The organism is Caulobacter sp. X (genome assembly GCF_002742635.1).
Lineage (GTDB): Bacteria > Pseudomonadota > Alphaproteobacteria > Caulobacterales > Caulobacteraceae > Caulobacter.
Genome location: NZ_PEGF01000001.1, coordinates 2,541,146 through 2,553,714, shown reverse-complemented (window position 1 = coordinate 2,553,714; position 12,569 = coordinate 2,541,146). Strand labels below are relative to the sequence as shown.

The window sequence follows — 12,569 nt, the reverse complement described above, 5'->3', positions numbered from 1 at the left end:
TTTTCACCCCGGCGTTAGGGTGCGTGACCGCTCAGGACGCGGAGCGGACCTGTGAGGCTGAAAGGTGGCTTATTCTCCGCATATGCGTTGAGTTTTTACCTTTCTCCGCTAGGTAGGTCGGAAAAATTTTTGAGGAAGCGGCATGAGCGGCGTAAAGATTGACCCAAATCACAACCTGGCCGCCGCCTACGCTCAGACACGCGGGAAAACGGTCCAGGAGCTCTCCCTGGCCGAGAGGGACTTTTTGGCGCAGGTCGACGCCGATTGGGCCGTCGAGGACGCGCCTGTCCTGTCGGCGCCAGCCGCCGCCGCATCGCTCGTCGAATTCTGGGATTTCGCCGTCGGCGTGACCGGCGACCAGCCGGCCGTCCGTCTCCGTTCGGTCGGCGAAGGCGCGGCTGGGCGCGACCTGCTGGAGATCGTCCAGCTGGATCGCCCGTTCCTGGTCGATAGCGTCATGGGCGAGATCACCGAAAGCGGCTTCCGCGTCCGGGCCATGTTCCACCCCGTGGTCGAGATCGACGGGGTGGCGCGGTCGCTGATCCAGGTTCACCTTGATCCCGTCGGCGAGGACCGCGCCGAGTTCCTGCTGGAGCAGGTGCGCGAGACCCTGTTCGATGTCCGCCGCGCCGTCGGCGACTTCAAGGCCATGCGCGAGCTGATGCACCGCGCGATCGGCGAGCTGTCCGCCAGCCCCGGCGTCACCAGCGAAGAAGGCCGCCAAGAAGAGCTCGCCTTCCTGCGCTGGCTCGAAGATGACAACTTCGTCTTCCTCGGCGCGCGGGTCTACGAGTATCCCCGTTCCGCGGACGGCGGCTACGCCGCCGAAGAACCCCTCTACGAAGCGGAAGCGGGTCTTGGGGTTCTGAAGGACTCGACCCGGGCGGTGCTGCGCCGGGCGCACGAACCGGCGATCCTGTCGGCCCAACTGCGCCGACAACTCGAGACGGGAACGCCCGTCGTGGTCGCCAAGTCCAACCTGCGCTCGCGCGTCCACCGTCGCGGCTTCATGGATTATGTCGGCGTGCGTCGCTACGGCTCGGACGGCAAGCCCTCGGGCGAAGTGCGGTTCGTCGGCCTGTTCACCGCCGAGGCCTATGAGACGCCCGCCAGCGAAGTGCCGCTGATCCGGCACCGGGTGGCGCGGATCATGCGCCGGGCGGCCAAGGCGCCGGGCAGCCACAACGAGAAGCGCCTGCGCAACATCCTCGAGACCTGGCCGCGCGACGAACTGTTCCAGACCAGCGAAGACACGCTGCTGTCGATGGCGCTGGGCGTCCTGCACCTGATCGACCGGCCGCGCGTGCGGCTGTTCGCCCGCATGGACCCGTTCGATCGCTTCGCTTCGGTGCTCGTCTATATCCCGCGCGAACGCTTCGACACCGAGGTCTGCGAGCGGGCCGGCGCGATCCTGGCCGACGCCTATGACGGCAAGGTGCTGGAATACTATCCGGAGATTTCGGACGCCCCGCTGGCGCGGGCCCAGTTCATCATCGAGGTCACCCCCGGCGATCACCCCGAGCCCGACCTCGGGCGGGTGGAATCCCGCATCGCCGATACGGCGCTGACCTGGGAAGACCGTTTCGAGGCGGTGGTCCGCGCCGGCGGCGCCCCGGCCGGCGGCGTTCGCGCCCTGCTGGCCAAGTACGGCCGCGCCTTCCCGCCGGGCTATCGCGACCAGTATGACGCTCAGGAAGCGCTGCTGGACATCGACGTCATCGAGACGCTGGCGCCCGACACGCAACCGCGAGTCCGCGCCTTCCGCCGGGCCGAGGACGACGCCCGCACCTTCCGCTTCAAGCTCTATCTGCGCGGCGCCGCCGCGCCGCTGGCCGAGGTGCTGCCGATCCTGGAGCGCATGGGACTGAAGGCCCTGATCGAGGACGGCTTCCGCCTCAGCATCTACGAGCTCGACGGCCCGCACTCGGTCTGGGTCCACGAGTTCGTGCTGGACGACCCCGCCGGCGAGCACATCGTGTTCGACGAGATCCGACAGGTCTTCGAGGACGCCTTTATCGCGATCTGGACCGGCCTGGCCGAGAACGACGGCTTCAACCGCATCGTGCTCGAACTGGCCGTCGGTTGGCGCGAAGCCGCACTGATCCGCGCCCTGGCGCGCTATCGCCAGCAGTCGGGTCTCGATCCGAGCCAGCAGGTGCAGGAAGCCGCGCTGCGAGATCACCCGGCCGTCACGCGCCTGATCCTCGACCTCTTCCGCGTCAAGTTCGACCCGGCCATCGCCAGCGACCTGAAGGCGCGAGCGACCCAGGCCAAGGCCGTCGAGGCCAAGATCGTCGAGGCCCTGCAAGCCGTCGAAAGCCTGGACGCCGACCGCGTCCTGCGTCGCCTGGCCGCCCTGGTGGGCGCGATCCAGCGGACGAACTTCTACCAGCCGGCGGCCGATGGCGGTCCCAAGCCCTATATCAGCTTCAAGATCGCCTCGCGCGAGCTGGAAGACCTGCCGGCGCCCAAGCCCTTCCGCGAGATCTATGTCTCGGCGCCGCATATCGAGGGCGTGCACCTTCGCTTCGGCCCCGTGGCCCGCGGCGGCCTGCGCTGGTCCGATCGTCGCGACGACTTCCGCACCGAGGTCCTGGGCCTAGTGAAAGCCCAGCAGGTCAAGAACGCAGTGATCGTGCCGGTCGGCTCGAAGGGCGGCTTCTATCCCAAGCAGCTGCCGCGCGGCGGCGATCGCGACGCGATCCAGGCCGAGGCGATCCGCGCCTACAAGACTTTCCTGTCGGGCCTGCTGGACCTGACCGACAACATCAACGCCGACAATGAGGTGGTTCCGCCGGCCTCGGTGGTCGTGCACGACGGCCATGACCCCTATCTGGTCGTCGCCGCCGACAAGGGCACCGCGACCTTCTCCGACATCGCCAATGGCGTGGCCGAGGACTACGGCTTCTGGCTGGGCGACGCCTTCGCGTCCGGCGGCTCGGTCGGCTATGACCACAAGGTCATGGGCATCACCGCCCGCGGCGCCTGGGAAGCGGTCAAGCGCCACTTCCGCGAGCTGGGCAAGGACATCCAGGCCGAGACCTTCACCGCCGTCGGCGTCGGCGACATGTCGGGCGACGTGTTCGGCAACGGCATGCTGCTGTCCAAGCAGACCAAGCTGCTGGCCGCCTTCGACCACCGCCACATCTTCCTCGATCCCAATCCGGATCCGGCGGTCTCGTGGGCCGAACGCGATCGCATGTTCAAGCTGCCGCGGTCGTCCTGGGAGGATTACGACAAGTCCAAGATCTCGCAGGGCGGCGGCGTCTTCGCCCGCAGCCTGAAGAGCATCCCGCTGTCGCCCGAGGTCCGCGCCATGCTGGACCTGAAGGCCGAGGCGGTCTCGCCGGCCGAGCTGATGACCGCGATCCTGAAGGCGCGCGCCGAGCTGCTCTATCTCGGCGGCATCGGCACCTATGTGAAGGCCAAGGGCGAAAGCAACGCCGACGCCGGCGACAAGGCCAATGACGCCATCCGCATCAACGGCTCCGACCTGCGGGTGAAGGTCGTGGGCGAAGGCGCCAACCTGGGCCTGACCCAGGCCGGCCGCATCGAGTTCGCGCAGGCTGGCGGTCACATCAATACCGACGCCATTGACAACTCGGCCGGCGTCGACAGCTCCGACCACGAGGTCAACATCAAGATCCTCACCGGCATCCTGGAGCGTTCGGGCGAGCTGACCCGTCCCGATCGCAACGCGCTGCTGGCCTCGATGACCGACGACGTCGGCCACCACGTTCTGGAGCACAATTACGACCAGACCCTGGCCCTGACCCTGCTGGAGAGCGACGCGGCCAGCGAGGTCGACGCCCAGATCCGCTACATGGTCGACCTGGAACATCGCGGACGTCTCGACCGCCGCGTCGAGGGCCTGCCGACCAATACGGCGCTGCTGGAGCGCAAGGCCGCCGGCAAGGGCCTAACCCGGCCGGAGCTGGCGGTGCTGTTGGCCTACGGTAAGCTTGATCTGTTCGACGAGATCGTCGCCTCGTCGGCCCCGGACGATCCCTGGTTCGAAGCCACCCTGCAGGGCTACTTCCCCAAGGCGCTCGGCAAGTACGCCGACGCCATGCAGAAGCACCGCCTGAAGCGCGAGATCATCGCCACCGTGGTCGGCAACCAGATGGTCAACATGTGCGGCCCGACCTTCGCCAGCCGCCTTAAGGCCGCCGCCAGCTCGGACATCGGCGCCGTGGTCGTCGGATTCACGGCGGCTCGCGAGATCCTCGGGATCGACGCCCTGTGGGATCAGGTGGGCGCGCTCGACAATAAGGCGTCCGCCGATGGCCAGACCGCGCTCTACAAGGCCCTGGCCTACGCCCTGCGCAGCCTGAGCTTCTGGCTGGCGCGTCGCGCCTTCCGCGACAAGTCCAGCGTCAAGGCGCTGGTCGAGGCCTACGGTCCGTCGGTCGCCAAGCTGCGCGGCCAGACGCCGGCGATCCTGTCGCCGTTCGAGCAGAAGGCGGTGGCCAAGCGGACCAAAGCCTACGTCGCTGACGGGGCTCCTGAAGCGCTGGCCCAGTCGGTCGCGGCCCTGCAGCCGCTGACCACCGCCGCCGATCTCGTCGACCTGGCGAACGCCTCCAGCTGGAGCGTCGAGAACGTCGCCCGCCTGTATCACCAGGTCGGCGCGGCCTTCGGCTTCGACCGCCTGCGGGCGGCGGCCGGCGCTTTCGTCGGCGGCGACAGCTTCGAGCGCCTGGCGGTCCGCCGTCTGATCGAGGACATGCTCGGCGAGCAGGCCGCGATCACGCAGACCGTCCTCAAGTTCGCGGCCAACGCCCAGGCGGGTGAAGACGAGGCGGGAGCCAAGGCGGCGATCAGCTCTTGGGCGTCGCTGCGCGGCGACCTACCTCGAACCGTCAAGCAGACGATCGAGGAGATCGAGCAGGCTGGCGGCGGCTGGACCTTCGCCAAGCTGACGATCGCCAACGCGGCCCTGCGCGAGCTTTCGGCCGCCTAACCCCGTGATTGCATCCCACGTCGCGGCAAGGCAGGCTCGCGGCGTGGGGGCTCTTCGGGGACATCGATGACCAAGGACCGGATCGTTCTGCTGGACTCCCTGCGCGGCCTGGGCGTGCTGGGCATCCTGCTGTGCAACGCGCCCGACTTCGCCGTCCCGCCGGTGCTGGCCGAGTCCGCCGCCCACTGGCCGCACGGGACCAGCGCCGCGACCCTGTCGGTCTGGGTCGTCACCCAGTGGCTGTTCCAGCGCAAGTTCGTGACCCTGTTCGCCATGCTGTTCGGCGTCTCGATTTTCCTGGTCGGCGGCGAGCGATCGGATCTGGAGCGCGGCGCGATCCTGCGGCGGCGGCTCGGCTGGATGGTCGTGTTCGGCCTGCTGCATGGCTTCGCCGTCTGGTATGGCGACGTGCTGCTGAGCTACGCCCTGGCGGGCTTCGCGGTGATGCTGGCGCGGTCCTGGTCGGCGCGGAGGCTGATCCGGACAGGGCTCGGGATCTGGATCGCCGTGAGCCTCTTGATGCTGGTGGGCATGAGCATCGCCGCCTCCATGCCGAAGGATAGCGCGCAGCAAGCCTTGGAAACCGCCCAGGAGCTGGCCAAAGCCAAGGCCGGCGAGGCCCAATACAGCGGAACCTTCCTCCAGTCGTTGATCCAGAATGGCAAGGACCGCCTGGCGTTCCTGCCCGCCGAGCCGATCATCTTCGTGATGACCTCGGCGCTGATGATGATCGGTCTGGGCGCCTTCAAGGCCGGCGTGCTGACCGGCGAGGCGTCCGACCGGCTCTATCGCCGCCTGCTGGTCGGGGGTCTGTTGGCCTCGGCCCTGGTCGGCGGCCTGTTCATCGCCGGGGCCGTCATGGGCTTGCCAAGGGGCCTGGGCCTGGTCTCGGTGGGGATCCAGTGGGCGCTGGCCCCGCCCACAACGCTCGCCTATGTCGCCCTGATGGTGTTCGCCGCCCGCTCCAAGGTCTGGTCGGCGATCCCGCGCGCCCTGGCGCCAGTCGGCCAGATGGCCTTCACCAACTACCTGGCCCAGTCGCTGATCATGACCTTCATCTTCTACGGCGGCCGGGGCCTTGGCTTGCACGGCAAGGTCGATCGGCCCGGCCTGGCGGCGATCACGGTCGGGATCTGGATCGTCCAGATCCTGTGGTCGCGCTGGTGGCTGGACCGCTTCGAGATGGGACCGCTGGAGTGGGTCTGGCGGCGGCTCTATCGCGGTCCCAGCCCGCTGCGCCGCCCCGCGCTCGCGACGGCTTAGGAGCAGGCCTTCAGCGCCGCCGTGAAATAGGCCCGCACCTGCTCGAACAGGTCAGGCCGATAGCGCGCCCTGGGATCATTGGCCTTGTCGTCGTCAAAGGCGTGGGTGGCGTCGGGCAGGAACAGCTGGTCGACGCTCAGTCCATCGCGCGCCAGCCGATCGAGGGCCAACTTGGGCGCCTTCCAGCCAACCACCTGATCCTTGCCGGCGAGCACCGACCAGACCGGCGGCGGCGCCTCTCCCCAGCCGTGGCGCGTCGTCAGGGCCGGATAGCCGGCATAGGGATAGACCAGCAGCGTCCCCTTCACCGCCGCCCGCAGCTTGTCCGGATGCGCGTCAGGCAATCGGGTGATCGCCGCCGCCCGCTCGCCCAGCGCATAGGCGTCCATGATCGTCCAGCCGCCATGGCTCCAGCCCGCCAGGAACAGCCGCGAGGCGTCCGCCCAGGCCTGCCCTTCCAGCCAGGCCAGCACGGCGAAGACGTCGCCCGCCCGCTGCGGCCCGCGCACTCGGAGACCGGTGCAGACCGTCAGCTTGGCGTCGAGGCCGGAGACCCCGCGCGGTAGGAACGAGTCGACCACCACGGCCGCCCACCCCGCCGCCACGGCGGTCTTCGCATAGACCTCAAGGAACGGCGTCTTGCCGCCGCAGCCATGCAGGATCAACGCCACCGGGAAGGGACCGGGCCCTTCCGGCTTGAACACCCGGGAGTGGCGGGCGATCCGGTCGCCCCAGGCGGCGCTGTCCATATTCACCTCATGGGGTCTAGTGCCGGAACACGCGCACGCCGGTGAAGGCCATGGCCAGGCCCAGCTTGTCGGCCGCCTCGATCACCTCGGCGTCACGCATCGAGCCGCCCGGCTGGATGATCGCGGTCGCTCCGGCGTCGGCCGCCTGGATCAGGCCGTCGGCGAACGGGAAGAAGGCTTCCGAGGCGCAGGCGCAGCCCTTCAAGTCCAGACCAAAATCAGCCGCCCGAAGAGCGGCGATCCGGGCCGAGTCCTTGCGGTTCATCTGGCCGGCGCCGACGCCCAGGGTCTGGCCGGCGCGGGCGTAGACGATGGCGTTGGACTTGACGTGCTTGCCGACCGTGAAGGCGAACAGCATGTCGCGCACCTCTTCCTCGGTCGGCTGGCGCTTGGTCACGATCTTCAGGTCCGAGGCCTTGATGCGGGCGTCGTCACGCGACTGCACCAAGAAGCCGCCGGCCACGCTCTTGAACGTGTCGCCGGTCGACAGCGGGTCGGGCAGGCCGCCGGTCACCAGCAGGCGCAGGTTCTTCTTGGCGGCGAACACGGCCACGGCGTCCTCGTCGGCCTCGGGCGCGATCACCACCTCGGTGAAGATCTCGACCATGGCCTCGGCCGCCGCGCGCGTCAGGCGCGAGTTCACCGCCACGATGCCGCCGAAGGCCGAGGTCGGGTCGCAGGCGAGAGCCCGCTCATAGGCCTCGCGCTGGGAAGCGCCGACGGCGACGCCGCAGGGATTGGCGTGCTTGATGATCGCCACCGCCGGGCCCTGGGCCGGGTCGAACTCGGCGATCAGCTCGAAGGCCGCGTCGGTGTCGTTGATGTTGTTGTAGCTAAGCTCCTTGCCCTGCAGCTGCTTGGCCGTGGCCACGCCCGGACGCGGATTGGGGAAGGTGTAGAAGGCCGCCTTCTGGTGCGGATTCTCGCCATAGCGCATGGTCTGGCGCAGCTCGCCGGCGATGCTCTTGCGGGCCGGGAAGTCCTGGCCCAGAGCTTCCGCGAACCACGCCGAGATCGCCGCGTCGTAGGCCGCCGTGCGGGCGTAGGCGCGGGCCGCCAGGGTCTGGCGCAGAGCCAGGGTCGTTCCGCCGGCCTTCAGGGCTTCGAGCACCTCGGCCAGGTCGGCCGGATCGGTGCAGACGGCGACATAGCCGTGGTTCTTGGCCGCCGAGCGGATCATGGCTGGGCCGCCGATGTCGATGTTCTCGACGCACTCGGCATAGGACCCGCCCTTCGCGACGGTGGCCTCGAACGGATAGAGGTTCACGTACAGGATATCGATGCCGCCGATGCCGTGGTCGGCCATCGCCTTGGCGTGGTCGGCGGCGTCGCGGACGCCGAGCAGCCCGCCGTGCACAACCGGGTGCAGGGTCTTGACGCGGCCGTCCATCATCTCGGGGAAGCCCGTCAGGTCCGAGACGTCCTTGACCGGGATGCCAGCCGCGGCGATCGCGGCCTTGGTGCCGCCCGTCGAAACGAGCTCGACGCCCGCCTCGTGCAGCGTCTTGGCGGCTTCGACCAAGCCGGTCTTGTCGGAGACCGACAGCAGGGCGCGCTTGGGGGCGACGAGATCGGGGGCGGACGGATAGTCGGGGGCGGCGGGCACGGCGGACTCCAGGTTTCGTGGTCGGAAAGGGAGCCCAGGCGCGCGGCTTATGCGATCGAGCTCCCCGGTGGTTTCCCACCTTCAACGCCAGTCACTCGAACGCGGCGGAAAATACGAGGGCGAGCGGGGGAGTCAATGCGGGCGCGCCGCCGCTGCTTCATGCGGCTTGGCCGCTGAAGAGATGGAAGGGATGCGGAGCGCCGGACATTCGTCCGGAGGTTTGGAGTTTGCGCGCCGTTTCAACGAGGCCAGGTCGACAATTGAGGAGGCTCGGCACGGGGCCGAGCTGTCATCGGCGAGCGCCGACGATCTGGTGAGCGGCGTCTTCGCCGTGCTGGTCTCTGCTAAAGGAAAGCGGATACTCGCCAGGATGGAACGACCGCCAGGACCATCCTGGATTGCGCACCTCTGCAAAGCCCGTGTACATCGTTGATGGGCGGCTGCTTTTGGGGCGGGAATGACTGGGCGCTCACCAGAAAAGTCGCCAGCCACAGAGCCGCGATTGGACTGGAGCACGCGCCTTGAACGCGCCTAATCCCGGTGCCGAGCGAGACCACGCGTCGCTGGCCGCCCAGCGGCGACAGCTGACGATCCTCTTTTGCGACATGGTCGGCTCGACGCCGCTCTCCGCCCGCCTCGATCCCGAGGACATGCACGACATCATCCGCGCCTATCTGAGCTGCTGCACCGACGCGATCGATGAATGCGACGGCTTCGTCGCGCGCTACATGGGAGACGGCGTTCTCGCCTATTTCGGCTATCCCACCGCGCGCGAGGACGCGCCCCGCCTCGCGATCCACGCCGCGCTGCGGATCCGCGAGCGAGTCCCGCGCATTCCCACGCCCCATGGCGAACCCTTGGCCGTTCGGATCGGGATCGCGACCGGCGTGGTGGTCGTCGGCCACTTGATCGGCGAAGGTTTGGCGCGGGAGCTGTCGGTGGTAGGCGAAGCGCCCAACCTGGCCGCCCGTCTGCAAAGCGCAGCGGCCGCCAACACCGTGCTGGTGTCGAACGCCACGCGCCGCCTGGCGGAGACGCCTTTTCAATTTCGCGAAATCGGCGCGCTGGCGCTTAAGGGCCTGACGCTCCAGGAGCCGATCTGGGAGGCGATGGGCCTCGAGACCACCACCCGAAGAGGTGGCGCCGACCAAGCCGCCTCGACTTCTCCCGTGGTCGGTCGCGCGGACGAAATGCGCCTGGTCGCCGAGAGCTGGGCGGCGCGGCGATCCGGCCATGGTCAGATCGTCGGTCTGGTCGGGGAGCCTGGCATAGGCAAGTCGCGCCTGCTGCGCGAGGTTCATCGCGACATCGCGCGGGAACCTCATCTGTGGCTGGCGGGCGGCGGCGCCCAGATTTTCAACAACACGCCTTTCCACGCCATCGCGGAGATGATCCGCGCCCGCGTCGACCCCACCGGTCGCCTGACGCCGCGGGAGCGCCTGACCCGGCTGGAGCGCCTGTTGGAGATCACCGGCCTCGACGTGGCGGAGAGCGCGCCACTGATCGCCGAGCTGATCGGCATCGAGACGCCCGACAACCAGCCCCCGATCACCCTGGCGGGCGACGCCCGGCGGGAAAGGCTGATGTCTGTCCTGATCGACTGGCTGGCGCGTGGCGCGCAAAAATGGCCGACGGTGCTGGCCATCGAGGATATCCAATGGGTGGATCCATCGACCCTGGAATTGTTGGCTCAGCTTGTCGGTCGCGCGACGACGACGCCCTTCCTCATGATCTACACGGCCCGACCAGGCTTCACGGCGCCATGGCCGGACGGTCCAGGCCAGCGACAGATCGTCTTGAGCAGATTGGACGCCGCCGAGGTCCAAAGGATGATCAGCCTGACGGCGGGGCGCGACCTGCCTCGGGACGTCCTCGAACGGGTGATCGCCCGCGCCGACGGCGTACCGCTGTTCGTGGAGGAACTAGCCAGGCTGATCGGGCGCGACAGCGCCTCTGACCAGTTGATCCCCGCGACGCTGTCAGATCTTCTGGCGGCGCGGCTGGACCAACCGGGCCCCGCCCGCGAGTTGGCCCGGATCGCCTCGGTCCTCGGCGGCGAGTTCGGCGGCGGCTTGCTGCGCGCGGTTTCCGGCCTGGATCCTGCGGATATGATGTCGGGCCTGGAGCGGCTCCTGACCTCGAACCTGATCGTCGAGAAGGCCGGATCGGCCGAACCCACCTACGCTTTCCGCCATGCCCTGATCCAGGAGGCCGCCTATGGCAGCCTGCTGAAGAGCCAACGCAGATCGCTGCACCAACAGACCGCGCGCGTCATCGCCTCCAAGTTCCCGCACGTCGCGAGCGCGAGTCCGGAGATCATCGCTCATCACTGGGCCGGCGCAGGCGAGCCTGCTCTGGCCTTCGACGCCTGGCGCGACGCTGGGCGTCTTGCGGTGGAACGGAAGGCCTATGCCGAGGCGCAGCGCTTCCATGACCTGGCGGCGGCGATGCTGGAGGAGTTTGCGCCCTCTCCCTCGCGGGACGAGCAGGAGCTGGCGCTTCGCACAGACCAGGCGGGTGTTCTTCAAATCACGCTCGGCTATTCGGCCCCCGCGACGGTGCGCGCCACCGAGCGCGCGCGGGCCCTCGCCGAGAAGGGCGGCGATCTTAAGCAGCAGTGCGCCCAGGTCGCCGCCATGTGGATGGCGGCCAGCAGCGGCGGCGATTATCGCACCGCCATCAAGCTGGCCGATCAGTTCCTGCCGCTGGCGCACGCCGCCGGCACGCCCGAGGAGCTCGGCGGCGCGCATATGATGCTGATGACCTCCTGCTATCGCACGGGCGATCTGCGGAGCGCCGAGGAGGCGTTTATCCGCGGTCGCGCTCACTTCGCGTCACCCCTCTTTCACCAGCGCCCCGGCGCGGTCGCCCAGACATTCGGCAATGCCGCGCTTCTGGCTTGGCTGATGGGCGACAGCCGCGAAGCCGATCGCCGGATCGCCTTGGTCACGGAACATGCCCTCGTCGCCGACAATCCCTACGAGCAAGCCTTCGACCGGCACATGGGGGCGATGATGGCCGTGCTGATGTCGCGGCCGGAGCAGGGCGAGCGGTGGGCGCGGGAGGCCCTGGCGATCTCGACGGAGATAGGGTTCCCGCAGTTTGTGGCCATTTCTCGCGTCCTGCTGGGGCGCGCCGAGACACAGCTGGGGCGACCGATCAGCGGTCTTGCCGGCTTGCAAGAAGGCTTGGCGCTCACCGAAGGCGTCCACTCCCGCAATGGCCGCACGATGTACAAGACCTGGCTGGCTGAGGCCCAGGCCGCCTGCGACCTGATTGACGACGCGGTGGAGACGCTGGACGAGGCCCTGTCACTTAACCCCCAGGAACGCTTCTTCCGGCCCGAAGGCCTGCGCCTGCGGGGCTATTTCAAAGGTTTGCGCGGCGACATCGAAGGCGCGATCGCCGACGGCCTGGAGGCTGTGAAGCTCGCCAAGTCCATCGGCGCTAGGACCTTGCACGAGCGCGCGGCGGCCACGCTCGCGCCTCTGGGCGATGGCGTGACCCTATAGCGGCGGTTGCGGGGGGACGGGGGGCGGCAGCTCGCCAATCCAGACGGCTTCTCCGCTCACCACCTCGTTGGCGTCCTGGTTCTCCGTCACGTTCCTGGCCCCCGTGGAGATGATCCAGAAGTGGTCCTGCGCGCCCATGGCGACGAAATCAAAACTGGCGTCCAGCGTCTGCGCGGGCTGTCCGTCGGGAGTTCGGTCCATGGAGATGAACAGAATCGTCGCGCTCCACAGGCCGTTCGGCCCCGGGAAATACCGGCCCTCAAGTGAGAAATACGTATGCTGGAGCTTGGAGTCTTGCTCCAGCAGTTCGGTGATCGTCGAGCTGTGATGTCCCGTGATCCGTTCACCGTCGATATTCATGTGGCCCAGGCCAACGATGTGGTGCGGCCGGCCAACCTTCGCCGACGCGCCGCTGAACCGGAACGCGTACCGACCATTTCGCATTTTAGCCCCCTAGGCCGGAAACCCTTCAAAGT

6 protein-coding genes and 1 riboswitch are annotated in these 12,569 nt (G+C 68.2%); of the genes, 3 read left to right on the top strand and 3 right to left on the bottom strand.

Translation table 11 applies throughout. The features are described from left to right. Positions 1 to 142: 142 nt before the first annotated feature. A complete protein-coding gene (locus CSW60_RS11875) occupies positions 143 to 4,963 on the top strand; it encodes an NAD-glutamate dehydrogenase (RefSeq protein WP_099537432.1) in 4,821 nt (1,606 codons plus the stop codon). Positions 4,964 to 5,029: 66 nt separating this feature from the next. Next, the gene (locus tag CSW60_RS11870) at positions 5,030 to 6,226 is read left to right on the top strand and encodes a DUF418 domain-containing protein (RefSeq protein ID WP_099537431.1); all 1,197 of its coding nucleotides are present in this window, start codon (positions 5,030 to 5,032) and stop codon (positions 6,224 to 6,226) included. Here CSW60_RS11870 and CSW60_RS11865 read toward each other — a convergent pair. Together CSW60_RS11865 and purH are read right to left on the bottom strand one after the other, a co-directional pair. Beyond that, positions 6,223 to 6,975, bottom strand: a complete 753-nt coding sequence (locus CSW60_RS11865; protein WP_099537430.1) for a dienelactone hydrolase family protein — start codon at positions 6,973 to 6,975, stop codon at positions 6,223 to 6,225. The genes CSW60_RS11870 and CSW60_RS11865 overlap by 4 nt on opposite strands. A 16-nt stretch (positions 6,976 to 6,991) precedes the next feature. Then, complete coding sequence (gene purH, locus CSW60_RS11860) at positions 6,992 to 8,581, bottom strand: bifunctional phosphoribosylaminoimidazolecarboxamide formyltransferase/IMP cyclohydrolase (protein WP_099537429.1); 1,590 nt, start codon at positions 8,579 to 8,581, stop codon at positions 6,992 to 6,994. Between the two features lie 25 nt (positions 8,582 to 8,606). Further along, positions 8,607 to 8,686, bottom strand: a riboswitch (ZMP/ZTP riboswitch). 416 nt (positions 8,687 to 9,102) lie between these two features. On the opposite strand from purH, the gene CSW60_RS11855 reads away from it, so the two are divergent. After that, a complete protein-coding gene (locus CSW60_RS11855) occupies positions 9,103 to 12,093 on the top strand; it encodes an AAA family ATPase (RefSeq protein ID WP_099537428.1) in 2,991 nt (996 codons plus the stop codon). Here the strand turns inward: CSW60_RS11855 and CSW60_RS11850 are convergent. Next, positions 12,088 to 12,537, bottom strand: a complete 450-nt coding sequence (locus CSW60_RS11850; RefSeq protein ID WP_099537427.1) for a hypothetical protein — start codon at positions 12,535 to 12,537, stop codon at positions 12,088 to 12,090. The two genes, CSW60_RS11855 and CSW60_RS11850, sit on opposite strands and share 6 nt — an antisense overlap. Positions 12,538 to 12,569: the final 32 nt, after the last annotated feature.